This is a genomic window from Microbispora sp. CA-135349 (assembly GCF_050947365.1).
GTDB lineage: Bacteria > Actinomycetota > Actinomycetes > Streptosporangiales > Streptosporangiaceae > Microbispora.
The window spans coordinates 3,704,439-3,731,430 of record NZ_CP192001.1 but is presented as its reverse complement, the minus strand read 5'-3'; the positions used below and the strand labels follow the sequence as shown (position 1 = coordinate 3,731,430).

Genomic DNA, 26,992 nt, shown 5'->3' with positions numbered 1-26,992 from the left:
CGTGTGGAGGTCACTGGCCCGGAGGTATCAGAATCCTCCTATGTCGTTGACCGAGCAGGCGATCGAACGCATCAGGCAGCTCATCAAGGACGGGACCCTCCCCCCGGGCGCCCGGCTCCCCCCCGAACAGGAACTCGCCGCCGAACTCGGCCTGTCCCGCAACCTCCTCAGAGAAGCCGTCCGCTCCCTGGTCACCACCCGCGTACTCGAAGTACGCAGAGGCGACGGCACCTACGTCACCAGCCTGTCCCCCGCACTCCTCCTCGAAGGAGTCGGCCTCGCCGTCGAAATGATGCGCGGCGACGACCTCCTCGAAATCACCGAAGTACGCCGCCTCTTCGAACCCGTCGCCACCGGACTGGCCGCCACCCGCATCACCCCCGCCCAGCTCACCGAAGTCGAACGCCACCTCAACGCCATGATCGACGCCCAAAACGACGTCGAAGCACTCAACCACCACGACGACGCCTTCCACCGCGCCGTCTTCGACGCCACCGGCAACAAATCACTGGCCGCCCTCCTCGGCGGCATCGCCGGCCGCACCCTCCGCTCCCGCGTCTGGCGCGGCCTCGCCGAAGCGAACGCCGCCGGCCGCACCATCGCCGAACACGCCGCCATCTACCACGCCCTCGCCCACCACGACGCCCCACTCGCCCACGCCGCCGCCCTCATGCACGTCAGCACCACGGAAACCTGGCTACGCGACAACCTCGGCCACACCCTCACCGACACCACCACACAACCCCAACACTGACCACACCACCGGCCGCCGCCGGGGCGTGAAACGTACAGACGACCCGTTCCCGCGACGGCAGAGGGCTCCACAACTGCACAGACATGGGTTGTCTGTGCGCCCGGACACATGAACAGGATCGCCACCAGGCCATCCGGCATGCGGAAACGCCGACGCCGCGCACGGAGTCCGCGGAGCTGCCGGCCCGGCCCGATCTCCCGCGGACCTCGGGGGCTCGTCGTATCCGCGATGACGCCGGACGCGCGCCCGCGTCCGCCGTCCGGCGAGAAGCCTGGACAGATCGCCATCGGTGATTTACAAACATCCCATGTCGATGTGGTGAAGGTCGTTGCACCGTCGCGACACATCCACGAGTGCACGTCCTCGGCGCGCAGGACGTCCATTCCGCGCACGGCCGGCGAGGCCTACCGGCCGGTCGGGAACGCCCCAGCAGAGCTCCTCCGCTCCAGAGAGGTTCCCCGCATGTCCTCGTCTTCGTCGTTCCAGTTCAGCCGCCGTCAGCTGCTCGTCACGGCGGGCCTCGGCGCGGCCGCCGGCATCCTCAAGGCAGGCCCCGCGTGGGCCACGGCCGGGCCGCAGAGCTACAGCCCGAGCTGGTCGTCGGTCGACCAGCACCCGCCGGCCGCCGAGTGGTTCCAGGACGCCAAGTTCGGCATCTACTTCCATTGGGGCGTGTTCAGCGTCCCGGCGTTCGCGAACGAGTGGTACCCGCGCAACATGTACAACAACGGGTCGAACGAGAACAACCACCACAAGAGCGTCTACGGTGATCCGTCGGCGTGGCCGTACCACAACTTCATCAACGGCGCCCGGGACAAGGCCGGCAACTGGGTGCAGTTCGCGCCGAAGCTGAAGTCTGCCGGAGGCAACTTCGACCCCAACGAGTGGGCGCAGCTGTTCGCCGACGCCGGCGCGCGATTCGCCGGCCCGGTGGCCGAGCACCACGACGGGTATTCGATGTGGAACAGCAGGGCCAACGAGTGGAACTCCGTCGCCACCGGGCCCAGGCTCGACCTGCTGCGATTACACGCCGACGCCGTCCGGGCCAAGGGACTGAAGCTGCTCGTCGCCATGCACCACGCCTACAACTTCACCGGCTTCTACCAGTGGGCGCCGTCCCAGTCCTCCGCCTCGCTCAAGAAGCTGTACGGCCAGCTCGGCTTCGCCGACGAACAGCAGCTGTGGCACGACAAGCTCAAGGAGGTCATCGACGGCTACCAGCCCGACATCATCTGGCAGGACTTCAACCTCAGCCGTCTCGACGAGTCGCGGCGGCTGGCCTTCCTGGCGTACTACTACAACCAGGCGGTGGCCTGGAACAAGGACGTCGTCGCGACGTACAAGGACGGGTTCGACACCCGGGGCGAGGTCTTCGACTACGAGCGCGGCGGCCCGGCCGCCATCCAGAACCCCTACTGGCTGACCGACGACAGCATCTCCAGCTCCAGCTGGTGCTACACCAACGGCATCGGCTACTACTCGCTCAACGCCATGCTGCACTCGCTGATCGACCGGGTCAGCAAGAACGGCACCATGCTGCTGAACATCGCCCCGATGGCCGACGGCACCATCCCCTCCGGGCAGCGGTCGATCCTGCTGGGCATCGGGGACCACCTCAAGCGCTTCGGCGAGTCCGTCTACTCGACCCGCGCCTGGGCCGTCTACGGGGAGGGGCCGACGCAGATGGGCGGCGGTTCCTTCACCACACCGCGGGCGGGGACCGGCACCGACATCCGCTTCACCCGCAGCAAGGACAACACGGTCCTGTACGCCACCGTGCTGGGCTGGCCGGGCAGCACACTGCACATCACGACCCTGGGCTCGAACCGGATCAACCTGGGCAACCTCGCCTCGGTGCAGCTGCTCGGCTCCTCGGCGGGCCAGTACATCACGCTGCCGGGCCGCACCCAGGACGGCTCAGGCCTGCATGTCTCGATGCCCTCGTCCACCGCCCCGTTCAGCGCGCCGGCGTACGTGGTCAAGCTGACCTTCAACGGCCAGATCCCCTCGCTCGGCGGCGGCTCGACGCCGACGGGCTACGTGCGCATCACGAACGTCGCCACCGGCCTCGTCCTGGACAGCGGCGGCAACGTGGCGTCGGGGTCGAACCTCAAGCAGTGGAACTGGGACGGCAGCACCAACCTGCAGTGGCAGCTGGTCGACCTGGGTGGCGGGTGGTACCGCATCGTCAACCGCACCAACGGCATGGTCGCCGACAGCTGGGGCGACTCCACCAGCGGCGCGCTGTGCAAGCAGGCGTCCTGGAACGGCGGCGACAACCAGCAGTGGAAGCTGACCGACATGGGCAACGGCCGCTACCAGATCGTCAACCGCGGCACGAACACGTGCCTGGACAGCGGCGGCACCACCACCGTCGGCTCCAACGTGAAGCTGTGGGCGCCGGACTCCAGCACCAACCTCCAGTGGACCGTCACCGCGGTCTGACCCACTCCGCCACGCGCTCGCGCGCGCAGGGCGTGCGGCGTCTCACCGGTCCCCTGCCCGGCGCGGGTCGCCGTCGCCGGGCAGGCGGTTCAGGGACTCCTCGACCCCGATGAGATGGTTGGCCATCCGGATGCGCGCCCGTTCGGGATCGCGCGCCGCCAGCGCCGTCCAGATCGCCACGTGCTCGTCATGGGTGCGCCGGTCGGCGTCCTCCTCGTGCCGGCTGCGCCACAGCCGCCCGCGTACGGTCCGCCTGGCGAACGCCTCGATCAGTCCGACCATGACCGGGTTGTCGGAATGGGCGGCGATGATGCGGTGGAAGGCGATGTCGATCTCGATGAGACGCTCGTGGTCGTGGTCGATCTGGCCGACCATGCGGGCCGCCTCGTCGAGCAGCTCCCTCGCCCGGCCGAGCGCTTCATCGGTGATCCTGGTGGCGGCGATCCGCGCCGCCTCGCATTCGAGCAGACGCCGGACGGCGTACACGTGCCGCGGGTCGCCCTGGCCGTGCAGGTCGACGACGAAGCCCATCGGAGCCAGCAGCTGAGTCGCGTCGAGACTCGTGACGTAGGTCCCGTCACCCTGCCGGGTGCTGACGATTCCGAGGATCGACAGGGCCGACACTCCCTCGCGCAACGCGCCGCGCGAGACTCCCAGCGACTCGGCGAGGTCCTTCTCCACGGGCAGGCGGTCGCCGGGCCGGAGCGCCCCGTCGAGGATCATCCGCTTGATGCTGTCTACTACGTCCTCTGTGCGTGACATGGCAGTGGGTTCCCTCGGTCCCGGCCGGAGCCTCATGCGGGGGTGTCTTCCCGGGGCTCCGACCGTATTCCGCTCGGCCGGCGGCCCCGGGTGGCGGCGGACGCCGCCGCGGCAGGCGGCGCCACCGGCTCAAAGATTAGATGTTTCCCGCCGCAAGCGGTTACAGATGCGCAATTTTGGACTGTTTGATAACGACCGTTGACGCATACATCAAATCTTTGTAGCTTTGCGGTCACTCCCCCCACACAGAGCCTCGTTGAGCCGCCGGCCCCTTCGCACCCCCCTCGTCTCGTCGTTCGCGAGCTCGTCGTCCATGCGCGGGTGCCGGTTGTCCGCAAGGCCGCGATGCGCTTGGAGAAGCGAGATGCCAGACCTGTCGCGCAGGCAATTGATGAAGATCGGTACGGTCGGAGCCGGAGCCCTGCTGTTGCCGATGCAGTGGACGGCGGTCGCCCGCGCCGGATCGGTGGCGCCCCCGGAGGTACGCGCAGCCAACGACATGGCGCTCTGGTACGACAAGGGCGCCGGCACGGACTGGCTCCGCGCCCTCCCGATCGGCAACGGGCGCCTCGGCGCCATGGTGTTCGGCAACGTCGACGCCGAGCGGCTGCAGCTCAACGAGGACACCGTCTGGGGCGGCGGGCCGTACGACCAGAGCAACCCCAAGGGCGCGTCGGCACTGGCGGAGATCCGGCGCCTGGTCTTCGAGGACCAGTGGAGCCAGGCCCAGACCCTCATCGACCAGAACATGCTGGGCAAGCCCGCGGGCCAGCTCGCCTACCAGACCGTCGGCAACATCAGGCTGACCTTCCCCGGCACCAGCGGGTTCACGGAGTACAACCGCCAGCTCGACCTCACCACCGCCACCACGTCCGTCACCTACCTGCTGAACGGCGTGCGGTACAAGCGCGAGGTATTCGCCAGCGCCCCCGACCAGGTCATCGCCATCCGCCTGACCGCCGACAAGCCCGGCTCGATCACGTTCAGCGCGACGTTCGACAGCCCCCAGCGCACGACGCTCACCAGCCCGGACAGCACCACGGTGGCGCTCGACGGCGTCTCGGGCAACTTCGAGGGCATCACCGGCCAGGTCAAGTTCCTGGCGCTGGCCAAGGCCGTCGCCGAGGGCGGCGCCGTCACCAGTTCGGGCGGAACGCTCCAAGTGTCCGCCGCGGACAGCGTGACGCTGCTGATCTCCATCGGCTCCAGCTACGTGAACTACAAGGACGTCAGCGGCGACTACCAGGGCATCGCGCGGCGGCACCTCGACGCCGCCCAGAGCAAGGCCTACGACGCGCTGCGCAGCCGGCACGTGGCCGACTACCAGGCCCTGTTCAAGCGGACGACGCTCGAACTGGACCGCACCGACGCGGCCGACCAGCCGACCGACGTCCGGATCACCCAGCACGGGGCCGTCGACGACCCGCAGTTCTCCGCGCTGCTCTTCCAGTTCGGCCGCTACCTGCTGATCAGCTGCTCGCGGCCCGGGACCCAGCCGGCCAACCTGCAGGGCATCTGGAACGACTCGATGAGCCCGCAGTGGGACTCGAAGTACACGATCAACGCGAACCTGCCGATGAACTACTGGCCCGCCGACACCACCAACCTGTCGGAGTGCTACGAGCCGGTGTTCAGCATGATCCAGGATCTCACGGTGACCGGCGCCCGCACGGCCCAGGTGCAGTACGGCGCCGGCGGCTGGGTCACCCACCACAACACCGACGCGTGGCGGGCGACCTCGGTCGTCGACGGTGCGCTCTGGGGGATGTGGCAGACCGGCGGCGCGTGGCTGGCCACGATGATCTGGGACCACTACCTGTTCACCGGCGACGTCGAGTTCCTGAGGAAGAACTACCCGGCGATGAAGGGCGCGGCGCAGTTCTTCCTCGACACGCTCGTGGAGGAGCCGAAGCTCGGATACCTGGTCACGAACCCGTCCAACTCCCCGGAGCTCCCGCATCACTCGAACGTCAGCGTGGCCGCCGGTCCGACCATGGACAACCAGATCCTGCGTGACCTGTTCAACGGCTGCGCGGAGGCGAGCGAGGTTCTCGGCGTGGACGCGAGCTTCCGGGCGCAGGTCCTGGCCGCCAGGGACAGGCTCCCTCCGATGAAGATCGGCTCGCGCGGCAACATCCAGGAGTGGCTGTACGACTGGGTGGAGACCGAGCGCAACCACCGGCACATCTCGCACCTCTACGGCCTGCACCCCAGCCACCAGATCACCAAGCGCGGCACCCCGGAGCTGTACGAGGCCGCCCGGCGCACGCTGGAGTTGCGCGGCGACGACGGCACCGGCTGGTCCCTCGCCTGGAAGATCAACTATTGGGCGCGGATGGAGGAGGGCAAGCGGGCGCACGACCTGGTGCGTCTCCTCGTGACGCCGGCCAGGCTCGCCCCGAACATGTTCGACCTGCACCCGCCGTTCCAGATCGACGGCAACTTCGGCGCCACCTCCGGCATCGCCGAGATGCTGCTGCAGAGCCACACCGGCGAACTGCACGTGCTGCCGGCGCTCCCGCAGGCCTGGCGCAACGGCAAGGTGCGGGGCCTGCGGGGCCGCGGCGGCCACACCGTCGGCGCGTCCTGGAGCGACGGGCAGGCCGACGAGTACCTCATCACCCCCGACCGCGACGGTGCCGTCAAGGTGCGCGGCGGCATCTTCACCGGCCGCCACAAGCTCATCGACGTCGCCGGCGGCACGGTCAAGGTGGACAAGACCGAGCCCGACGCCGTCACGATCACGGCGCAGGCCGGTCACACCTACCGGGCGTACGTGCTGCAGAAGGTCTCGGTGACCGCGCCCGTCGAGGTCACACCGGGGCAGGGGGCCAAGGTTCAGGTCACGGTCCGGGCGGTCGAGGCGTCGCTGGCGTCGGCGACGGTGGCCCTCCAGGCACCGGAGGGGTGGGCCGTCGCCCCCGCGCAGGCCAACGTGGGGCCTCTGGCGCCGGACGCGAAGGCCACGGTGGAGTTCACCCTCACTCCCGCGACCGGCGCGGCGTCCGGCGCCGCGGTCCTCACCGCCGTCGTCAGCGGCACCGAGGCGGGCGAGGCCTGGACCACGTCCACCAAGGCCACGGTGCAGGTATGGGGCGGCGGGGAGAAGACGCTGGAGGAGCTCTTCAGCAACGTCGGCGTCACCGACGACACCAACACCGCCCCCGGAAGCATCGACGGCAACGGCGCCAGCATCTCCGCCCAGGCGCTGGCGTCGGTCGGTGTCACCCCCAGGGCCACCGTCACCAAGAACGGGCTGAACTTCAAGTGGCCCAACGTCGCGGTGGGCACCCCCGACAACGCCATCGCCTCGGGGCAGTCCCTCAAGGTGACCGGCACCGGCAAGACGCTCGGCTTCCTGCTGACCGGCACCTACGGCGCGGTGTCCGGCCCGGCCACCATCGTCTACAAGGACGGCACGAGGCAGACCTTCACCCTCAGCTCGCCCGACTGGTACGGCGCGCCGAGGCCGGAGGGTGACGCCGCCGTCGTGGCCGCCTACCAGAACCGGCCGAACAACCAGCGGCAGAACACGGCCGCCACCATCTACTACGCGGGCGTGGCTCTGCAGAACAAGGAGATCTCCCGCGTCGACCTGCCCAACATCAGCGCACGGGCGGCGAACGGAGTCGCGACGATGCACATCTTCGCGGTCGCGCTCGACGCCGTCACGCCGCCCCCCGCGGTCAAGCTGACCGTCACCGCCACCACCCGCTGCATCGGCACCTCGGCGTATCTCGCGGTCACGGCCGTCAACGACTCCGACGTGCCGGCCACGATCACTCTGACCACGCCGTACGGCACCAAGACGGTGGCCGACGTGGCTCCGGGCAAGCAGGCCTACCAGTCCTTCAACACCCGGGCCCCCCGGATCGACGCCGGCAAGGTCACCGTGACGGCGACCGCGACGATCGGCGGCAAGCAGGTCACCTCGACCTACGACGCCGCCTACACCGCGGCCAGCTGCTGACGACACCAGGGGAGTCCCCGGCCGACCGCTGACCGCGTCGGCGGTGACCATCGTTCACGCGCCGGGGACACCGCCATCGCACGCCAGGGCCGGCCGGCCGAACAGCCGGCCGGCCCCGCCCCCCATAAATGGAGCGAACATGAAAATCAACAGGACCACGCAGGTGCTCGCCGCGTCGGTGCTCGGTGTCGCGCTCGCCGGTGCCGGCGTGGCCGGTCCGGCGCTGGCCGACGACAACCCCGGCAGCGGCATCGACGTGTCGGTGAAGATCGAGCCCATCACCACGCCCGGTCAGCTGTCGATGACGGTCGCCGACAACAACGGGGTGTCCCTCACCGAGAACGGGTCCGACGCCGCCGCCCGTCAGTTCACCGGCACCCTGCCGACGGTGACGGTGTCCGACACCCGCAACCCCGAGGACATCCCCGCCGGTGAGTTCTGGGCGGTCGTGGGCCAGTCGAGCCAGTTCGTCGCCTCCGACGACCCGGCCAAGACCATCGGCCCGCAGTACCTGGGATGGAAGCCGCGTCTGCTGAGCGACTCCTCCACCGGGGCGGTGTCGGCCGGTGAGCCGGTCTCCAGTGTCATCTCCGACGGCACCGGAGCCCCGGAGGTGGGTCTGCAGGGTCAGGAGCTGCTGGTGTCGACCGCCAACTCCTCCGACGAGATCGGCACCTCGAAGGTCAACGCCGACCTCGCCCTGCGCACCCCGGTCGACGTCGCCGCCGGCGAGTACCACTCGACCCTGACCCTGTCGCTGTTCAACCAGACCTGACCCGAAGGCAGGACACCACCCACTGTTGTTCCGGGCAGGCCGGCGCGCCGGCCTGCCCGGACGACCCCGTCAGTTCCCCGCGACGGGGGTGGCTCCTCGCCTTCGGGGGCGATACCAGAAGACCAGGGCCACGACCAGGGCTATCACCAGCGCGCCGCACGCCCAGGCGAACACCGAGGAGATGGCGTCGGCGAGACTCCCCGTGCCGAGCGGAATCAGCATCGTGGCAAGGCCGAGCGAGCCCCCGATGGTGAGCGCGGTCTGCAGCACTCCCGCGGTGACTCCGGCGTACTCCGCCGGAACGGTGGTCAGCACGATCATGTTGAGCGGAATGATCGCCACGCCGACGCCCAGCCCCATCACCACGAGGGCCGCAAGGACGTCCACCGCGTAGACGCTGCCGCCGTCGAGCCGGGTCAGCCACGCCACCCCGGCCAGCACGATCACCAGGCCGAGCACCGCGCGGGTCTTGAGTCCGGCCTTCGCGATGCGTTTGGTGAGCAGCTGGGTGCTGACGAGCAGCGCCAGGCCGAACGGCAGGATGGCCAGGCCGCTCTGCAGCGCGTTGAAGCCGAGTACGCCCTGGAGATACTGGACCAGGTAGATCAGGAAGCCGGTGAGGACGGCGGCGAGCAGCAGCAGGCTCAGGAAGGCGCCGGCCCGCTCGCGGCCCGCGAAGACCGCCGGGGGCAGCAGCGGCTCCGCGGCCCGCCGGTCCACCAGCAGCAGCACGGCGGCCAGCACGACCGCGGCACCGAGCGCCGTCAGCGTCCAGCGGTCGCCCCAGCCCCGCTCCGCGGCGTGGACCAGGCCGTACACGGCGGCGCCGAGAGCGGCGGTGCTCAGCAGCGCGCTGCGCACCCCCAGAACACGAGGCATACCAGGAGCACTGGACTTACCGGGGACACGGGCGGCGAGCACCATGATGACCAGCCCGATCGGCACGTTGACCAGCAGGCTCCAGCGCCAGCCTCCCGCCCAGGTGAGCAGGCCGCCGAGCACCATTCCCGCGGAGGCGCCGAGCCCGGTCACCGTGGAGTAGAGCCCGAAGGCCCGCTGCCGCCGCTCGCCCTGGAAGACGATCGCCAGCAGTGCCAGACCGGTGGGGCCGGCGATCGCGGCGCCCGCGCCCTGCAGGACCCGCCCGGCGAGCAGCACCTCCAGGTTCGGCGCGAGGCCGGCGACCAGGGAGGCCGCCACGATCAGGCCGACTCCGGCGAGGAAGACCTTGCGGTGTCCCAGCACGTCGCCGAGACGGCCGGCGAACAACAACAGTCCGCCGAAGGCGAGGAAGAACCCGTTCGGCACCCACGATCCCCCTGCCACCGTCAGGTGCAGGTCGGACTGCAGGGCCGGGAGCGCGACGTTCACGATCGTGCCGTCGAGCTGGAGCATGAACTCGGCGCCGACGATCGCGGCGAGCATGAGGGCCCGCGTGCGGCCGGGGACGTCCCGGGGCACCCCGGCCGAAACGTCGCCGGAGACGCTTTCGGTGGTCATGAAACCCCCTCTAGGGCGAGGCTTCCTCAGGTTAGAGCGTGCACTTATACTGAGGTCGTCTCAGGTTGATTGGCCGCAATTTAACCTGAGGCACCCTCAGGATGTCAAGCGGAGGTACCGGTGGACGCCAAGCCCTACATCGCCCAGCGCCCGAAGCGTGCGGACGGCCGGCGCAACTACGACGCCATCCTGGCCGCCGCGCGCAAGGCGTTCGAGGCCTCCGGCGCCGACGCCTCGCTGGAGGACATCGCGAGCCAGGCGGGCGTCGCCATCGGCACGCTCTACCGGCACTTCCCCACCCGCGCCGCACTCGTGGAGGCCGCCACCCGCGACGGCCTGGAGAACCTCGTCGCCCACGCCGAACGACTGACCGCCGGACCCGACCCTCTCGACGCCCTGACCGCGTGGATGCGCGAGGCCGTCGTGCACTTCAGCACCTTCCGCGGCCTGGTCGGCATCCTCGCCCAGAGCATGTACGACGAGGGCACCCCCTCCCACGCCATGTGCAGCGCGATGCACCGCAGCGGCGCCGACCTGCTGCGCGCCGCCCAGGCGGCCGGCAGGGTGCGGCCCGACCTCACGCCGGAGGAGCTGTTCGACCTCCTCAGCGGCGCGGCCTGGGTGCGTGAGCAGGCCGCCTCCGGCAGAGACGGCAGCACGCGCTTCCTGCAACTGGTCCTGGAGGGCATCACCACCCGCGACGACTGACCCTCGCCGCGCCGCCCGCCGCCCGTCCTCCAGCGGCACCGCACGACTACAGAGACGAGACGATCTTGGCGATCAGTTCGTAGGAACGGATCCTGGCCAGATGGTCGGGCACCTGCGTGAGCACGAACAGTTCGTCGGCGCGGGTGCGGCGCAGAAACGCGCCGAGGCGGGGGGCGATGCGCTCGGGAGCGCCGACGAACTGCGGGCCGATCTTCTCGTGCAGGAACCGCTCCTCGGCTGCGGTGAACCGGTGGGCGGCCGTCTCCTCCTCCGTCGGCAGCACGGTGGCCGGGTCGGTCGTGCGCATGAGGATCTGGCCGTACACGAACGAGGCGGCGAGCCGGTGCGCGCGCTCGTCGATGTCGTTCGCGACCGCGATCACCGCGACGCAGGCGTGCGGCCCGGCCAGGGCCGCCGACGGCCGGAACGCCCGCCGGTACGCCTCCAGCGCCTCCGGCGCCCCGCCGCCCACGATCGCGTGCGCGTACACGTACGGCAGGCCGAGGCGGCCGGCGGCGGCTGCGCTGGAGGCGCTGGACCCGACCAGCCAGATCTCGGGCGGGACGCCCGGCTCGGGGATCGCGCGCACGCCGCCGCTGCCGCCGGAGAAGTACTCGCCCAGCTCGCGCAGCGCGTCGCCGAAGTCGAGCCGGCGCGGGTCGCCGAGACGGGCCGCGGCCTCCCCCGACCCGCCGGAGGCACGGCCGAGCCCGAGGTCGACCCGGCCCGGGTGGAGCCCGGCCAGCACGCCGAACTGCTCGGCCACCGCGTACGGCGAGTGGTTGGGCAGCAGCACCGCACCGGAGCCGACGCGGATGGCGGAGGTCGCCGCGAGGATGGACCCGGCGAGCACGGCCGGGCTCGACGTCGCCAGCGCGGGCGTGTTGTGGTGCTCGGCCACCCAGTAGCGCCGGTATCCCAGTGCCTCGACGGCCTGGGCCAGGTGGACGGAACGGCGCAGCGCGTCGCCCGCGGTGTCGCCACGCCAGACGGGCGCGGTGTCGTGCACGGAGACGGCGATCGCCTCGGCCAACGTCCTCTCCTTCACAAAGGGGGATATCCGGAGGTTTCCTCAGGTTCACCGAAGTCAACCTGAGGATTCCTCAGGTTGTCAACCGCCGCCTTTCGTCCACCTCGGGAAGCCGGGGCACCGCCGCGAGCAACTCCCGGGTGTACGGGTGCCGGGGCTGGTGGAAGACTTCACCGGCGTCCCCCTCCTCCACCACGCGGCCGTCCTTCATGACCAGGACCCGGTGGCTCAGATGGCGGACCACTCCCAGGTCGTGGGAGATGAACAGCAACGCCGTCCCGTCCTCGGCCTGGATCTCGGCCAGCAGGTCGAGCACCTGGGCCTGGATCGACACGTCGAGGGCGGAGACCGGCTCGTCGCAGATCAGCACCTCGGGCCGTAACGCGAGCGCCCGGGCGATGGCCACGCGCTGCCGCTGGCCGCCGGACAGCTCCCGCGGACGCCGGCCGAGCAGTTCGGGCGGCAGGCCGACCCTGCCCAGCAGCTCGGCCGCCCGCTCTCCGCGCCGCCCCCTCGGCAGCGCGGAGAGCGGGTCGGCGACCAGGCGGCCGACCGTGTGGCGCGGGTCGAAGGAGTCCAGCGGGTTCTGCGCGATCACCTGGACCGCCGGGCGGAGGGGGCGCCGCTCCCGCTCCGGCAGGCCGCTCCACGGGCCGCCCCGCAGGGTCACCTCACCCGCGTCCGGCGCGAGCAGTCCGAGGACCAGCCGGGCGAGGGTCGTCTTGCCCGACCCCGACTCGCCGACGACGCCGAGCGTCTCCCCCGCGTGGAGATGGAAGGAGACGTCGTCCACGGCCCTGCGCGGGCCGTACGCGACCGACAGCCCGGTGGCGGTGAGCACCGGGCCGCGCGGGCCGGCCCCGGTGGAGCGTTGCGGCCGGCGCGGCACTGCTGAGGCGGCCGGCGAGGAAGACGCGGAGGGCACAGGAGACGCGGAAGGCCGGGGAGATATGGAAGGCACGGGAGACCCGGAAGGCCGGGGGGACGCGGAGGGCACGGCGGCCAGCAGGGTCCGGGTGTATTCGTGTCGCGGAGCCGTCAGCACCTCGCGCGCCGGGCCCTCCTCGACCACCAGGCCGTCCTTCATGACCAGGACGCGGTCGGCGACCGCGGCCACCACGGCGAGGTCGTGGCTGATCATCAGCAGCGCGGTCCCCGCCGCCTTCCGGTCCGCGAGCAGCCGCAGGATCTGAGCCTGCACGGTCACGTCGAGGGCGGTGGTGGGCTCGTCCGCGATGATCAGCTCGGGCTCGGCGGCGATGGCGGAGGCGATCAGGGCCCGCTGCCGCAATCCGCCGGAAAGCTGGTGCGGGTGCTGCCGCATGCGAACCTCGGGGTCGGGCACGCCCACCGCCTCCAGCAGCGCCCGGACGCGCCGCGGGCGCTGCGGGCGGGGCACCACGTCATGCTCGGCCAGCACCTCGGCGATCTCGGCCCCCACGGTCCGCAACGGGTCGAGCGAGACCATGGCGTCCTGCAGGACCAGCCCGGCGAACCGCCCGCGCAGACGGCGCCACTCGCGTGGGCCGAAGGTCAGGGCGTCGCCGCCGCCGACGCGGAAGGCCGACGCCCGCACGTGCGCGCCCGGGCCCGCCAGGCCGATGAGGGCGCGGGCCGTGACGCTCTTGCCCGACCCCGATTCGCCGACCAGGGCGACGCACTCCCCCGGCGCGATCAACAGCGACAGCCCGCGTACGGCCTCGACGCCGGTGGCGGGGAAGGTGACGCGCAGGTCCTCCACAGCGACGAGCGGCGCAGCGGCGGCAGGGCCGGGGGCGGGCGCGGAGTCGGTGCGGGTGATCGCGAGCTCTGTCATGGTGTCCTTCCCTCGAAGCGCCGCTGGAGGTGCCGCCCGGCGACCGTGAGGCACACGACCGACAGGGTGAGGGCCACCCCGGGCGCGAAGGCCACCCACGAGGCCACGCGCAGGTAGTCGCGCGACTCGGCCAGCATCGCGCCCCACTCGGGGGCGGGCGGCTGGGGGCCCATGCCGAGGAAGCTGAGGCCGGACGTGGCGATGACGGCCTGGCCGAGCCCCATCGTGGCCAGCACGGGGACCGGCCCGACGACGCCCGGCAGCACGTGCCTGGCGACGACCCGCGCCCGCGAGTGGCCGAACGTCACCGCCTGCTCGACGTAGCCGGAGCGGCGCACGACGAACGTCTGCGCCCGGACCACCCGCGCGTACGTGGGGATCTGGGCGATCCCGATCGCGGCGACGACGTTCCACGTGCCGGGGCCGGTGATCGCGATCACCAGGAGCGCGAGCAGCAGCTCGGGGAAGGTCGACAGCACGTCGAACAGGCGGGCCAGCGCCTCGCCGGCCAGGCGGGCCGCCAGCCCGGCGGCCAGGCCGAGCAGCGAGCCCGCGCCCACCGCGAGCGCGGTGGCGAGGACCCCGATGCCGAGCGAGTGCCGGGCGCCGTACACGACGCGGGCGAACACGTCGCGGCCGAGGTGATCGGTGCCGAGTGGATGGCCCGCGCCGGGCGGGGCCAGCGCCCGCAGCGGGTCGGCCGCCAGCGGATCGGCCCCGGTGACCAGGCCGGGCGCCGCGACGGCGACGACCAGGACGGCCAGCACGAGCAGGGCGAGGACGAGACCGGGACGCGGGCGGGCGCCCGGCCTGAGGGCGGGGGCGGCGACGGCCATCAGGTGCTCCTGAGCCGGGGGTCGATGAGCCGGTAGGCCAGGTCGAGCAGGGCGCTGATCGTGACGTACACCGCCGCGGACAGGATGACGACGGCCATCACGACCGGCATGTCCTTGCCGCTGACGGCCTGCATGGTCACCCGGCCGAGCCCCGGACGGCCGAAGAGTGCCTCGGTGATGACGGCCCCGCCGAGCAGGACGCCGGTGAACCAGCCGGTGAGGGTGACGGCGGGAAGGAGCGCGTGCCGCAGTGCGTGCCGGGCCACCACGGCCCGCTCGCTGAGGCCGCGCGAGCGCGCCGTCACCGCGAACGGCTGCTCGAGCGCGCGTTCCAGGCCCTCCCTCAGCACCTGCCCGAGCACGCCGGCGACGGGCAGGCCGAGCGCCAGCGCGGGAAGGACCAGCGCCTGCGGGTCGGTCGCGCCGGAGACGGGGAACCAGCCGAGCGAGAACGAGAACACGAACAGCAGCACGATGCCGATCACGAACTGCGGCACCGACACCGCCACCAGCTCGGCGGCGGAGACGATCCGGCGCGGCCAGGCAGACCTGCCCGCCGTCGCCACCGCCAGGACCAGCGCCAGCACCACGCCGACGGCGGCGGCCGCCAGGGTCAGCCGCACCGTCGGCCCCACCTGCCCGGCCAGCACCTCGCCGACGTCACGCTGCAACTGGTAGGAACGGCCGAGGTCGCCGTGCAGCAGACGGCCGATGTAGCTCAGGTAGCGCACGGCCTCGGGGCGGTCCAGCCCCCACTCCGCGGTGATCTGCGCGCGGATCTGCGGCGTGTCCGCGCCGTCGCCCACGAGGATGTCGACGGTGTCGCCCGGCGCCAGCAGCAGGGCGCCGTACGCGGTCGTGGCGGCCGCCCACAGCACGGCCACGGCCGAGACGAGCCTCCGCACCGGCGCGTTCAGCCAGGCGGGCGCGCGCAGGGTCGCACGCCGCCGCGAGGGCGGCCGGGTCCCGGAGAGCGATGTCGCGGACGGCGGTGTCACGGGCGCCGGTGTCACGGGCGCCGGTGTCACGGGCGCCGGTGTCACGGGCGCCGGTGTCACGGATGCCTGTGTCACGGACGCCGGTGTCACGGACGGCCAGGCTCCGGAAGGCGGTGTCGTGGACGGCGGTGTCCTGGACGGCGGATCGGTGGGCTGCCGGTCCGGCACTGCCGCTGTCATGCCGCGATCCGCACGTCGTAGGCGTCGCGCGGCGTCCCGGACACCGGATCGAAGCCCAGGCCCTGCACGTTCCTGCTCGCGGCGATCTGGTCAGAGGGGACGTAGACGGGGAAGACGACAGCCTCGTCGGCCACCACCTTCCGCTGGACCTTGGCATACAGCGCCTTACGCTCGGCGGCGTCGGAGCTCGCCGACGCCCTGGCGAGCCATCCGTCGAGCCGGGCGTCGTCGTAGTGGGTGCGGTTGATCGCGCCGCCCTTCGGCAGGATGAGGTTGAGCGCGGCCCCGACGTCGGAGTCGCCGCGCGAGTTCTCGAAGATCTCGTACGCGTCGTCGTCGAGCGCCTTCTGCGCCGAGCCCTGGTCCACGATCTTCACCTGGAAGTCGATCCCCGCCGTCTGCTTGACCTGCGCCTGGATGGCCTGCGCCAGGATGTCCCTGCGGTCGCGGACGAACGGCGCCGACGCCACCGAGCGGACCGTCAGCCGCTTGCCGTCCTTCGTCCGGTAGCCCTCGGCGTCGCGCCCGGTCCAGCCCGCCGCGTCGAGCAGCGCGTTCGCCTTCGCGGCGTCCCCGCCGTACGTCCTTTCCAGGGTCGGGTCGTAGAAGGGGCTGGTCTTGCCGACGACGCTCCACGCCCGCGTGGCGGTGCCCTGATAGACGGAGGCCAGCACGGCGTCGAGGTCGACGGCCTCCCGGAACGCCTGCCGCACCCGCCTGTCGTCGAAGGGCGGATGGGAGGTGTTGAAGTAGTAGGAGAACGCCGTGCCGGAGTTGAGCGCCGACCGGAAGGACAGGGCCGGGTCCTGCTTGATCGCCTGGATGTCGGTGGCCGCCACGCCCTCGACCACCTGGACCTGCCCGGAGGTGAGCGCGCCGGCCCGGACGGCCGCCTGCGGCAGGAAACGATAGGTGATCTCCGACAGGTACGCCGGCCCCTGGTGTGTTCTGCCCTGCGGCGCCCAGTTGTAGCGGGGGTTGCGCCGGTAGTGGACCTCCTGGCCCCGCACGTACCGGTCGAGGATGAACGGGCCGGTCCCGACCACGTCCGGGCCGCCGGCCTTGAGGTCCTTGGCCTCCCTGAGGGACTTCGGGGACACCTGCCCGGCGTACGGCGAGGCGAGGAAGTCGAGGAACAGCCCGTCCGGCTCCTTGAGCCGGATTTCGAGCGTGGTGGGCGAGAGTACCTCCGCCCTGTCGAAGGCGTGCAACTGGATGGCGGCGACCGTCGGGTTGTAGCCGGGCTCGCGCAGCTTGTCCAGGTTCGCCTTCACCGCCGCCGCGTCGAACTTCGTGCCGTCCTGGAAGGTGACGTCGTCGCGCAACTCGAAGGTGTAGGTGCGCCCGTCGTCGGAGACCCGCCACGACCGGGCGAGCCACGGGACGAACGACCCGTCCTCGCCGCGCGCGAGGAGCGCGTCGAACTGGTCGAACACCAGCAGCCTGGCCTTGTTCTGCGCCCACTGATGGGGGTTGAACGTGATGGGCTCGGTCTCGACGGCCCAGGTGAGCGAGGTGCCGCCGGCCGGCGCGGCCGGCGTCTGGGAGCCGCACGCGGCCAGGGCCGCCACGAGAACGAGGGGCAGCACGCCCCTGATGACCTTCAAAGTGGTCCTCCTGTTGTGCCCGCGTGGAACGCTCCGGCCTCCGGCAGCGGCTCACCACTAACCGCGGCGCCGGAGAGGTCCTTGACGAAGGGAAGGGGGCCGTTGACGGGACGATCGTCCACGTCGAACAGCGGCGTGTATCCGGCTGCCAGGTAGAGCGCCGCCGCCTCCGGCTGGCGGGGGCCGGTCGTGAGGTAGACCCGGTGGTACCCGCGCGCGGCCGCCTCTCGCTCCAGGGCGCGCACCACGGCCCGGCCGAGTCCTCGCCGCCGATGGCGGGGGTGGGACCAGATGCGCTTCAGCTCCGCCGTGACCGCGTCGTACCTGCGGAACGCGCCGCCCGCGACGGTCTCGCCGCCGGCGACGAGGACCAGGAACGCCCCGTGCGGCGGGGCGAACTCGTGCGCCGGGAAGCGGGCGAGCTCGTCATTGGCGCCGTACCGGGCCGTGTACTCCACACTGAGGCCGCGCAGCAGCGGTTCCGCCTCGGGATCGCCGACCCCGACATGGCGCACCGCGTAGTCCGCAACCGCACAGTCCGGCGTCCCGTAGTCCGTAACCGCACAGTCCGGCACCGCGTAGTCCGGCACCGCGTAGTCCGGCACCGCGTAGTCCGGCACCGCGTAGTCCGGCGCCCCGTGAGCCGGCGCCTCGTTGCCGGGCACGCCCCCGCCGGTGCGGCCGTGCTCCCCCGCGCTCGCGCTCACGCGGCCTGCCTGGGCAGGCCCGGAGGGTTGATCTGCGACTTGGGGACGGCCTCGTTGGCGAGGCCCCACCGCTTCAGCACCTCCAGGTACCTGCCGTTGGCGATCACCGTGTTCAGCGCCTCGTTGATGGGCTTGACCAGGCCGTTCGCCTTCTTCGTCATCGCCGCGATCAGGCCCTGCAGGTCCGGCCCCGCACCCGAGTAGGTGCCCACGATGCGCGATCCGCCGCTGACCGCGATGTTGTACGCGATCGTGGGGTTGGGCCCGAAGTACGCCTGGATGCGCCCCGACTTGAGCGCCAGCAGCACGTCGCCGTACTTCTGGTAGTACTGGATCTCGGCCGGTTTCCGGCCGGCCGCCCTGTTCTGCCGGTCCCAGTCGAGCAGGATCTTCTCCTGGTTGGTCCCGGCACCGACCGACACCCGCAGACCCGCGATGTCGGCGGGTTTGGTGATCGATTTGATCGGGCTCGTCTCGGGCACCTGCCAGGCGAGCTGGTCGACGCGGTAGGTGGCGAAGTCGTAGACGTCCTTGCGCTCCTCGGTGACCGTGACGTTGTTGAGGACCGCCTCGTACTTGCCCGACTTCGCCGCGAGGAACAGGTTCTCCCAGGAGCTCGTTCGCGCGTCCAGGCGCAGCCCCAGCACGTCGGCCACGAGCTGGGCGATGTCGGTCTCGACCCCGATCAGCGTGGTGTCGTCGGTCGCGGGGAACGCGAGCGGCGGCGCCCCGTCGGCGCTGAAGCCGACCGTGAGCGCGCCGTCGGCCGCGACGGCCGCGGGCACCTCGGCGGCGATCGCGGGCACCTTCTCCGCGCGGATCCTGTTCTGGTCCGGGCCGAGGTTCGGACCGGCACCGGTGGCGGGCGCCACGGCCGGCGGCCGATCACCGGCGGGGCCGTCGGACGGATCCGTCCCGCAGGCCGCGACCAGGCCGGCCAGTGCGGGCAGGAGGACGAGGGCGGGCAGGACGCGGGCCCGCCGGGCTGTGGCGTGCACGGGTGTCTCCTATTGGTCGGAAGGGAGGTCAGCGGACCTTGCCGATGAAGGCGCGGGTCCGTTCGTGGCGGGGATCGTCCAGCACCTGGGCGGGCGGGCCGTGCTCGACGATCCGGCCGCCGTCCATGAAGACGACGGTGTCGGCCACCTCGCGGGCGAAGCCCAGCTCGTGAGTGACGACGATCATGGTGGTGCCGCTGCGGGCGAGGTCCTTGACGACCTCCAGGACCTCACCCACGAGCTCGGGGTCGAGGGCGGAGGTCGGCTCGTCGAACAGCAGCAGCTTGGGTTCGAGCGCGAGCGCCCGCGCGATCGCGACCCGCTGCCGCTGCCCGCCCGAGAGCGTCGCGGGGTACGCCTCCGCCTTGTCGGCCAGGCCCACACGGTCGAGCAGGTGCGCGGCCAGCGCCTCGACCTCGGCACGTGGCCTGCGCTGCGCCGACAGCGGCGCCTCGGTGACGTTCTGCCTCACGGTGAGGTGGGGGAAGAGGTTGAACGCCTGGAAGACGAACCCGATCGCGGTGCGCTGGCGCAGGATCTCGCGTTCCGGCAGCTCGTACAGGCGGTCGCCGACCCTGCGGTAGCCCAGCAACGCGCCGTCCACCCGCACCGAGCCGCGCTCCACCTTCTCGAGGTGGTTGATCGTGCGGAGCAGGGTGGACTTGCCCGAGCCGGAAGGACCCACGATCACCGCGACCTCGCCCCGGCCCACGCTCAGGTCCACGCCGCGCAGCACGTGGAGAGAACCGAAGCTCTTGTGCACACCCCGCAGCTCCACCATGGCGGTGTCCGTCCCGGCCGGGCTCACCGGTGGCCCCTGCCGTAGTGCCGCTCCACGTAGTGCTGCGCCACCGACAGCACGGTGGTCAGGATCAGGTACCAGATCGCCGCGACCAGGAGCAGGGCCATGACCCTGCCGTTGCGGTTGTAGATCACCTGGACCTGGTAGAACAGCTCGGGCAGCGCCATGATGTAGACGACCGAGGTGCCCTTCACCAGCCCGACGACCTGGTTCCCCGCGTTCGGCACGATGCTCCGCATGGCCTGCGGCAGGATGATCCGCAGCAGCCGCCGTACGGGCGGGATGCCCAGCGCGGCGGCCGCCTCGCGCTGGCCGTGGTCGACCGACAGCAACCCGCCCCGCACGATCTCCGCCGCGTACGCCGCCTCGTGCAGGGTGAGACCGAGCACGGCCGCCGTCAGCGGGCCGATCAGGTCCATCGTCCCGATGCCGAAGAACGACGGGCCGAACGGGACGCCGAACGTCAGCCGGGGGTAGAGCAGCGCGAGGTTGTACCAGAACAGCAGCTGAAGGATCAGCGGCACCGACCGGAACACCCACACGTAGCCTCTGGCGACGTTCGACAGCAGCCGGTTGGGCGACAGCCGCGCCAGCGCGAGCAGCGTGCCGAGGAGGAAGCCGAAGACGATCGCCAGCGCGGTCAGCTCCAGCGTCAGCGCGACCGAGCGCACCACCGACGGGGCGAACAGGTACTCCCCCACAACCTCCCACTCCCAGGCGGGATTGGTGACGAGCGCGTTGCCGGCCATCGCGAGCAGCACCAGCACCACGAGCACGGCGACCAGGCGCAGCGGCCGCCGCGCGGTCACCACCCGCAGCGGCGGGTCCTCCCGCTCCAGCTCCGGCGCGCGGAGGTCGGAGACGGTCACGACCCCGCCCCCGGCTCGCGTCCCGCCTGCCACGCCTCCGCGAGCAGCTCGTAGGAGCGGACCCGGTCGGCGTGCCGGTGCGTGATCGTGGTGACGAGCAGTTCGTCGGCGCCCGTGACCCGCTGGAGCACGCGCAGCCGCTCCGCGACCGTCTCCGGAGAGCCCGCGAACTGGGTGTCCACGCGGTCGGCCACCAGCTCCCGGTCGGCGTCGCTCCAGACGTGGGCGTCCGCCTCCTCCGGTGTCGGATAGGGGATCGCCCCCTGGCCCGTGCGGATGCCGCGCACCCACAGGCCGTACGGCTTGGCCAGCTCCCGGGCCGTCGCGTCGTCCTCGGCCACGACCGCGTCCGCGGAGACGACGACGTACGGCTCGGACAGCGCCTTGGAGGGGATGAACGCCTCCCGGTACGCCTCCACGGCCTCCAGCACCGACGACGGGCTGACGTGGTAGTTGGCGGCGAACGGCAGTCCGCGCTCCCCCGCCACCCGTGCGCTCTGCCCGCCGCTGCTGCCCAGGATCCACAGCTCCACCTCGGCGCCCTCGCCCGGTACGGCGTGCGCCTCGATCCCGTCCCGCGACCGGTAGGTGCCCTCGATGAAGGCGATGACCTCGTCCACCTGATCGGCGAAGTCGGGGGTCCGCGCGCCCGGCTGCTGCAGCAGCGCGGCCTGGAGGGCGAGCCGCGGAGAGCGGGCGACCTCGGCGAAGGAGAACGCGGGCGGGATCAGCAGCCCGTCCACCACGCGGGACTCACGCGGCGCGGCGGCCGTGGCGGCCGTGGCGGCCAGGGCGCCTTGGGGGGCCTGGGCGCCTTGGGGGGCCTGGGCGCCTTGGGGGGCCTGGGCGCCTTGGGGAGTCTGATGGGCCTCCGCCACGATCTCGGCCCTGCGCTGCCCGGACCGGCCGAGCCCGAGGTCGAGCCGGCCCGGATGAAGCGCGTCGATCAGCCCGAACTGCTCGACCACCGCGATCGGCGTCTGGTGGCCGAGCTGCACCGCGCCGGAGCCCACCCTGATGTGGCTCGTCGCGGCCGCGATGAAACCGATGAGCACCGCCGGGGCCGAGCTCGCGACGCCGGCCGCGAAGTGGTGCTCGGCCACCCAGTAACGGAGGTAGCCCAGGCGTTCGGCGTTGCGGGCGAGGTCGATGCTGTTGCGCAGCGCGTCCGCCGCGCCGCTGCCGGACGGGATCGGGGACAGGTCGAGGATCGACAGGGGAACCGGGCGGCCGGCCGGTTGGGGGTCCGGCCGTGGTGCCGGTTGTGCTGCCGATCGCGGGACGCTCATGCCGGTACTCCATTGCTCGTGGCGGTGCTCTGCGTGGCGGTGCTCTGCGCAGCGGTTGTCTGGGCGGGCGTGACGCCGCTCCGCGAGGCTCGGGCGGTGTCATGCGGGGGCACGGCGGCGCCGCGCGGAGTGTCCGGCGGGGCGGGGAACGGTCTGCTCGGGATCTCCTCGCGCAGCACGGGCGCGATGTCGCTCTGGAACAGCTCCAGCGCCGTCCGGTGCTGCGCCCGGGTCAGGCCGTCGGCGTCCGCGCCGATGTGCATGACCTCGTGTCCGAGCCGCTGGTGATAGCGGAGGACCTTGTCGACGATCTGCTGCGGGCTGCCGACGAGGATCGACCCGCGCTCGATGGCGTCCTCCAGCGAGTGGAAGACCGGCTCCACGCCCGCCCGGCGGAACAGCGCGACGCGGGCCTCGTAGATCGGCCGGTAGGTCGCGATCGCCTCCTGGGAGGTGCGCGCCGCGTAGAAGCCGGCGCTGCCCGCGCCCACCAGCGCGCCGGCCGGGTCGTGCCCGTAGTGCGCCCAGCGTTCGCGGTAGTGGTCGACCAGTTCGGCGTACGGCTCGATGGGGTTGGTTACGTTGGCCGAGAACAGCGGGTCGCCGTAGCGGGCGGCCAGATCGACCGAGTCCTTGCTGGTGGCGCTGCCATGCCAGATGCGGATGGGCCGCTGCAACGGGCGTGGCCAGGTCTCCGCCTCCGTGAGGGACGGCCGGAAGCGGCCCTCCCAGGTGACCTTGTCCTCCCGCCACAGCCTGCGGAACAGTTCGTACGCCTCCCGGTTGCGGTCCCACTGGTCCTCGGGCGTGACGTGGAAGAGCCGCGCCTGGGCCGATCCGTTCCCCTTACCGATGATCAGTTCGAGGCGGCCGCCCGACAGGTGGTCGAGCGTCGCGTAGTCCTCGTACGCCCGCACGGGGTCGAGCAGGCTGAGTGTGGTGACCGCGGTGAACAGCCGGATGCGGGAGGTCCGAGCGGCGATGTGGCTGAGCACGACCGGCGGGGAGGAGGAGATGAAGGGCCGCTCGTGCCGCTCCCCCACTCCGAAGCCGTCGAAGCCCAGCTCCTCGGCGAGCACGGCGGTGTCCACGACCTCCCGGAACCGCTCGGTGGTGGACGCGGTCCGGCCGGTCAGCGGGTCGGGCCCGTGCGCGATGAGGGTGATGGCGAGGAATTTCACGTGGTCGTCTACCTCTCGGAGGATCGGTCCGCGGGACGGGGGCAGGCCGAGGCGGCTCGCGGGCCACTCACACGAACTCCTCGGTCCTCGTGCAGGGCTCCGACCTGTCGAGGTAGCCGCTGCGGCGGAGGTTCGGCGGCCGAGGTGGTCGCCACGTTCCAGGCCGCCCCGCCCTCGCTGAGGTGATCGAGGGTCGCCGGGCGCCGAGCCGGTTCGCAGGGCTCCCGCTGCCGCAGCCCTTTCGCGAGGAAGGGGAGGTCAGATCTGCGGCGCTCCGCCGTACGCGCGAGGTGACGGAAGGAGGTGAAGCAGATCTGGCTGCCGGAGCGGGGGCCGGGCCAGACGGTCGTGCTGCCGACGCCGGGGAAGTGCGCCGCGAGGTGCGCTCTCCTGCGCGGCCGCCCGTGCGGGATGTGTGCGGGAGCGGTCACGTGCCCCTCCTTACGTTTACCTACTAACTATGTAGGAAAAGCATAGTTTGTCAACGGGTTCTCTCCGTGGCCGCCGCCGGAAACCGGACCGCACGGCGGCCGAGAGACGGCCCGCATGATCCTCTCGGCCGTGACGGTGGACTCGTTGAAATGGCTGAAGGTGCCAGTGACGAGCGACGCCCGTGTCCCTGACGCCGAGGAGCGGACTCGCATGGCGGCAGGACGGTCACCACGCCTGGACGAAGGGCTCCTGCCGGCCGGGAACGACTCGGATCTCGCCCGATTCGAGGTCGAGACGCAGAATCTGGGCGGCGGCGCCGCCACACGGCGGCAGTCCGGCCAGGGGCGACCTGTCCATCTCGTCGGCCTCCCTGTCGACGCCGACCAGCAGGTGGCGGCCGGTCGGGGCGAGCGCGAGCGACTCGATGTGGCCGCAGTCAAGCGTGAGCACATTCTTGATCAGCCGGGCCCCCTCGTGCAGGACGAGTGCTCGGACCGGCCAGCCGAGGGCGCGCAGTTGCCGCCCACCGGGAAGGACCCGGAGCGGGCGGGTGAGCTCGTGCACGGCCGGGGCGGCGACGCCTCGGATCGCACCCGTGCCGACGTCGAGAGTGGCCAGGGTGTTTCCCGGTGTGCTGTACGAGGGGAGCGCGAGCGTCCTGGTGTCGAGCCATTGGAGGCCGTAGCCGTTGGTCGGCCATTCGCGCTCCAGGGTGCCCACGTAGCTCGCCTCGTCCGTCATCCGCCCGTAGGCGATGCTGCCCTCGGGCGAGACGGCCAGGCCGTTGACGGTGCCCTCGCGCGTGGGGGTGAGCCTCTCGCCGACCGTGACCCGGCCGTCGGCGTCCATCGCCAGCCGGTAGAGGCGGAAGTACCGCCCCGACGGGCTCGTCAACGCCGCCACGTAGTGACCGGGCTCCGTGTCGCGGACCACGAGGCCGTACTGCCCGTAGGTGCGGGTCGCCCGAGGCAGTCTGCTCACCGGCTCCCCCGTCTCCAGATCGAGCACGTACGGCAGGGTCCGCCCGGCCAGAGCGTAACGCGGCGTGCCGTCGGCGTTGCGCGGCGGGCCGATGAGCACGCCGGGCAGGAGCGCGGCCAGCACGACGACCACCGCCGCCGTCGCGGCGTTCCGCAGGTCGGTCAGGCGGGGCCGGATCCCCGCGCCCGCGAGACCGGCCAGCAGGATCATTGTGGCGGGGGAGAACAGCCAGGCCAGGACCAGGCGCGGCACCACGAGGGACGGCGGAGTCACCTGGTCCTCCAGGCACTCGCGCCACCACAAGGGCGGTTCGGGGGCAAGGCGGTTCTCGGCCTCGTGCAGCGCGGTGGGAAGCAGGGCGACCGCCAGCCCCAGCCAGGCGGCGCCGGCCCGCGCCCGCGAGCGGGCCGGCGCGGTTTCCGGCCGCGAACGGAGCGCCCAGGCCGCGGCCAGGGCCAGCAACGCGGGCTGGAGCACGGCCAGCCAGTCGCCGAGGAACTCCGCCGCCTGCTCCGCCGGGCCGGGCGGCGGCATGTCCAGCGGCAGGCCACCGCCGCAGACCACCGTCACCACCTCGGCGAACAGGGGCTCGGCCAGCAGTTCCCACAGTGACAACACCACTGCTGCCGACCAGAAGAACGCGACTGCGCGCATCGGAAGACTTTCCTGAGGATTCACGGGGGTCGGGGCAGCCTAACGCCTATCCGCCGAACCAGCCCCGGCGCAGTCTCCACGCCGATGCCCCGTGCCGGCCGTGACCACAGCGGCACCGGCCGGCGGCCCCGGCTCAGGCCCGGGCGGCGCGTTCGATCGCCACTTCCACCCCGTCGAGCAGGTGGTCCAGGCCGGCGTGGAAGTCGTCGTCCGGACCGGCGCCCGGTTGGGGAGCGAACACTCCAGCCTCGACGGCGCGGGCCAGCGCCGGGAACCGGTCGGGATCGGCGAGCTCGGTGAGCAGGGCGGCGTACGCCCCGTCGGGCCCTTCCTCTGGTTCGGCGGTCCTGGAGCTCGAAAGCTGGGCCGCGCCGCGTACGTAGTGCAGCACCAGCATGACCACCGAGAACCGGGCCCGCCAGCCCAGCGGTGTGCCACCGAGGGCGCGCAGCGCGGCGTCCAGCCAGGCGAGCTGGCCGGGATCCATCGGCGGGGAGCTCACCAACTGGACGATCCACGGGTGCCGCAGGTAGACGCCGAACAGCTCGACGGCCCACCGGGTGAGTGAGCCGCGCCAGTCGGCCGGCGCCGCGCCGAACTCCGGCGGCGGGCCGGGCGCGGCGTCCAGCATGAACAGCTGCAGGTCGTCCTTGCCGTCCACGTGCCGATACAGCGACATGGGCGCGCAGCCGAGCCGTTCGGCGAGCCGGGCCATGGACAGCGCGGCCAGACCCTCCTCGTCGGCGAGGGCGATGGCCGCCGCCACGATCCGCTCCAGGCTGAGCGCAGGCGTGCGTCCCCGCCCCTTCGGCTTGGTTCGCCCCCACAGCACGTTCAGCGCATGCGGCAGCTCGTCTTCGTTGTCGTCCGGCACTTCAGGGAGCTTACCAGTTTGCGTATGGACTACGCATTGCGTATAGGGTACGCATTAAGCGTATGCCATACGCATCTACTCGCCGTCTCTCCTGGAGTCGCCATGCGCACGACGATCGACAGTCCTCGGCCGGCGCCGGTCCGCCGGCGTCCGTGGTGGCGGCGCCGCTGGACGGTGCCGCTCGGCCTGGTCACGGCCGGGTTCCTCGCGTTCTCGCTGCCGCCGTACCTGACCGGGGACCCGTCGCTGTCCCGGGTGCCGCAGCCCGAGGGGTTCGGCCTGCACTACCCGCTGCTCGTGGCGCACGTGCTGTTCGCCTCGGTCGCCATGGTCACCGCGTTCTTCCAGGTGTGGCCGTGGTTCCGCCGGCGGCACCCGGTGTGGCACCGGCGCGCCGGGCGGGTCTACGTGTTCGCCGGGGTGCTGCCGGCCGGGCTGACCGGCCTGGTCATCGGGGCGCGCACCCCGTTCGGGCCGTTCCTCGCGGTCAGCGACGTGCTCCTCGCCTCGCTGTGGCTGGCCTTCACCGCGGCGGGCTGGCGCGCCGCCCGCGCCCGCCGGTACGCCGGGCACCGGCGCTGGATGCTGCGCAGCGCCGTGCTGACCTACTCCATCATCACCAACCGGGTGTGGACCGGGATCCTGATCATCGCCCTGCCCCCGCTGCAGGACACCGTCTTCCACGGCGACCCCGACCTGATGGCGTGGACGATCTCCGGGTTGTCCGGCTGGCTCGGCTGGACGATCCCGCTGCTGGCCGTGGAGTGGTACCTGGAGCGCGAGGTGGCCCGCCGCGGCCGCCGCGCCGAGCTCGCGACCTGACG

At 71.8% G+C, this 26,992-nt stretch carries 22 protein-coding genes; 6 read left to right on the top strand and 16 right to left on the bottom strand.

The features are described 5' to 3' along the window. The first annotated feature begins 40 nt into the window (after positions 1–40). Both ACQPZZ_RS17330 and ACQPZZ_RS17325 read left to right on the top strand, forming a co-directional pair. A complete protein-coding gene (locus ACQPZZ_RS17330) occupies positions 41–754 on the top strand; it encodes a FadR/GntR family transcriptional regulator (protein ID WP_432933146.1) in 714 nt (237 codons plus the stop codon). A gap of 462 nt (positions 755–1,216) precedes the next feature. Next, positions 1,217–3,199, top strand: a complete 1,983-nt coding sequence (locus tag ACQPZZ_RS17325) for an alpha-L-fucosidase (protein WP_432933247.1) — start codon at positions 1,217–1,219, stop codon at positions 3,197–3,199. A 42-nt stretch (positions 3,200–3,241) separates the two neighbouring features. Here ACQPZZ_RS17325 and ACQPZZ_RS17320 read toward each other — a convergent pair whose 3' ends face one another. Continuing rightward, positions 3,242–3,961 carry a FadR/GntR family transcriptional regulator gene (locus tag ACQPZZ_RS17320; protein WP_363642775.1) on the bottom strand — a complete coding sequence of 240 codons (720 nt, stop codon included), beginning with the start codon at positions 3,959–3,961 and terminating at the stop codon, positions 3,242–3,244. Positions 3,962–4,325: 364 nt separating this feature from the next. On the opposite strand from ACQPZZ_RS17320, the gene ACQPZZ_RS17315 reads away from it, so the two are divergent. Further along, positions 4,326–7,931 carry a glycosyl hydrolase family 95 catalytic domain-containing protein gene (locus ACQPZZ_RS17315; protein WP_432933245.1) on the top strand — a complete coding sequence of 1,202 codons (3,606 nt, stop codon included), beginning with the start codon at positions 4,326–4,328 and terminating at the stop codon, positions 7,929–7,931. Positions 7,932–8,070: 139 nt separating this feature from the next. Beyond that, entirely contained in the window at positions 8,071–8,706 is a 636-nt protein-coding gene (locus tag ACQPZZ_RS17310; protein WP_432933243.1) for a hypothetical protein, read from the top strand. A 69-nt stretch (positions 8,707–8,775) separates the two neighbouring features. On the opposite strand, the gene ACQPZZ_RS17305 is transcribed toward ACQPZZ_RS17310, so the two are convergent. Beyond that, positions 8,776–10,206, bottom strand: a complete 1,431-nt coding sequence (locus tag ACQPZZ_RS17305; protein ID WP_432933241.1) for an MFS transporter — start codon at positions 10,204–10,206, stop codon at positions 8,776–8,778. Positions 10,207–10,326: 120 nt separating this feature from the next. On the opposite strand from ACQPZZ_RS17305, the gene ACQPZZ_RS17300 reads away from it, so the two are divergent. Then, positions 10,327–10,914 (top strand): TetR/AcrR family transcriptional regulator, encoded by a 588-nt coding sequence (locus tag ACQPZZ_RS17300; protein WP_363642783.1) that lies wholly within the window; start codon positions 10,327–10,329, stop codon positions 10,912–10,914. 46 nt (positions 10,915–10,960) lie between these two features. Here ACQPZZ_RS17300 and ACQPZZ_RS17295 read toward each other — a convergent pair whose 3' ends face one another. The 14 genes from ACQPZZ_RS17295 to ACQPZZ_RS17230 all read right to left on the bottom strand — a co-directional run bounded on the left by ACQPZZ_RS17295 (position 10,961) and on the right by ACQPZZ_RS17230 (position 26,168). Continuing rightward, positions 10,961–11,947: an LLM class flavin-dependent oxidoreductase gene (locus ACQPZZ_RS17295; protein ID WP_432933239.1), complete on the bottom strand. Its 987-nt coding sequence runs from the start codon at positions 11,945–11,947 to the stop codon at positions 10,961–10,963. Between the two features lie 70 nt (positions 11,948–12,017). Beyond that, complete coding sequence (locus ACQPZZ_RS17290) at positions 12,018–13,760, bottom strand: dipeptide ABC transporter ATP-binding protein (RefSeq protein ID WP_432933237.1); 1,743 nt, start codon at positions 13,758–13,760, stop codon at positions 12,018–12,020. Further along, positions 13,757–14,596, bottom strand: coding sequence for an ABC transporter permease (locus tag ACQPZZ_RS17285; RefSeq protein WP_363642789.1), 840 nt, complete (start codon positions 14,594–14,596; stop codon positions 13,757–13,759). The genes ACQPZZ_RS17290 and ACQPZZ_RS17285 overlap by 4 nt, the downstream gene beginning before the upstream one ends. After that, the gene (locus ACQPZZ_RS17280; RefSeq protein ID WP_432933235.1) at positions 14,596–15,594 is read right to left on the bottom strand and encodes an ABC transporter permease; all 999 of its coding nucleotides are present in this window, start codon (positions 15,592–15,594) and stop codon (positions 14,596–14,598) included. The genes ACQPZZ_RS17285 and ACQPZZ_RS17280 overlap by 1 nt, the downstream gene beginning before the upstream one ends. A gap of 176 nt (positions 15,595–15,770) precedes the next feature. Next, a complete protein-coding gene (locus tag ACQPZZ_RS17275) occupies positions 15,771–17,381 on the bottom strand; it encodes an ABC transporter substrate-binding protein (RefSeq protein ID WP_432933233.1) in 1,611 nt (536 codons plus the stop codon). Then, a complete protein-coding gene (locus tag ACQPZZ_RS17270) occupies positions 17,378–18,088 on the bottom strand; it encodes a GNAT family N-acetyltransferase (protein ID WP_432933231.1) in 711 nt (236 codons plus the stop codon). Before ACQPZZ_RS17270 ends, ACQPZZ_RS17275 begins: the two co-directional genes overlap by 4 nt. Further along, complete coding sequence (locus ACQPZZ_RS17265) at positions 18,085–19,086, bottom strand: ABC transporter substrate-binding protein (RefSeq protein WP_432933229.1); 1,002 nt, start codon at positions 19,084–19,086, stop codon at positions 18,085–18,087. Before ACQPZZ_RS17265 ends, ACQPZZ_RS17270 begins: the two co-directional genes overlap by 4 nt. Before the next feature lie 28 nt (positions 19,087–19,114). Continuing rightward, positions 19,115–19,867, bottom strand: a complete 753-nt coding sequence (locus ACQPZZ_RS17260) for an amino acid ABC transporter ATP-binding protein (RefSeq protein ID WP_363642995.1) — start codon at positions 19,865–19,867, stop codon at positions 19,115–19,117. A 23-nt stretch (positions 19,868–19,890) separates the two neighbouring features. Then, entirely contained in the window at positions 19,891–20,757 is an 867-nt protein-coding gene (locus tag ACQPZZ_RS17255; protein WP_432933227.1) for an amino acid ABC transporter permease, read from the bottom strand. Further along, a complete protein-coding gene (locus ACQPZZ_RS17250) occupies positions 20,754–22,046 on the bottom strand; it encodes an MsnO8 family LLM class oxidoreductase (RefSeq protein WP_432933224.1) in 1,293 nt (430 codons plus the stop codon). Before ACQPZZ_RS17250 ends, ACQPZZ_RS17255 begins: the two co-directional genes overlap by 4 nt. Beyond that, the gene (locus ACQPZZ_RS17245; RefSeq protein WP_432933222.1) at positions 22,043–23,227 is read right to left on the bottom strand and encodes an LLM class flavin-dependent oxidoreductase; all 1,185 of its coding nucleotides are present in this window, start codon (positions 23,225–23,227) and stop codon (positions 22,043–22,045) included. Before ACQPZZ_RS17245 ends, ACQPZZ_RS17250 begins: the two co-directional genes overlap by 4 nt. Positions 23,228–23,235: 8 nt before the next feature. After that, complete coding sequence (locus tag ACQPZZ_RS17240; protein ID WP_432933220.1) at positions 23,236–23,658, bottom strand: hypothetical protein; 423 nt, start codon at positions 23,656–23,658, stop codon at positions 23,236–23,238. Positions 23,659–23,884: 226 nt separating this feature from the next. Further along, positions 23,885–25,294, bottom strand: a complete 1,410-nt coding sequence (locus ACQPZZ_RS17235; RefSeq protein WP_432933218.1) for a hypothetical protein — start codon at positions 25,292–25,294, stop codon at positions 23,885–23,887. Between the two features lie 133 nt (positions 25,295–25,427). Then, positions 25,428–26,168 (bottom strand): TetR/AcrR family transcriptional regulator, encoded by a 741-nt coding sequence (locus ACQPZZ_RS17230; protein ID WP_432933216.1) that lies wholly within the window; start codon positions 26,166–26,168, stop codon positions 25,428–25,430. A gap of 102 nt (positions 26,169–26,270) precedes the next feature. On the opposite strand from ACQPZZ_RS17230, the gene ACQPZZ_RS17225 reads away from it, so the two are divergent. Continuing rightward, positions 26,271–26,990: a DUF2306 domain-containing protein gene (locus ACQPZZ_RS17225; RefSeq protein ID WP_432933214.1), complete on the top strand. Its 720-nt coding sequence runs from the start codon at positions 26,271–26,273 to the stop codon at positions 26,988–26,990. The last annotated feature ends 2 nt before the right edge of the window (positions 26,991–26,992 follow it).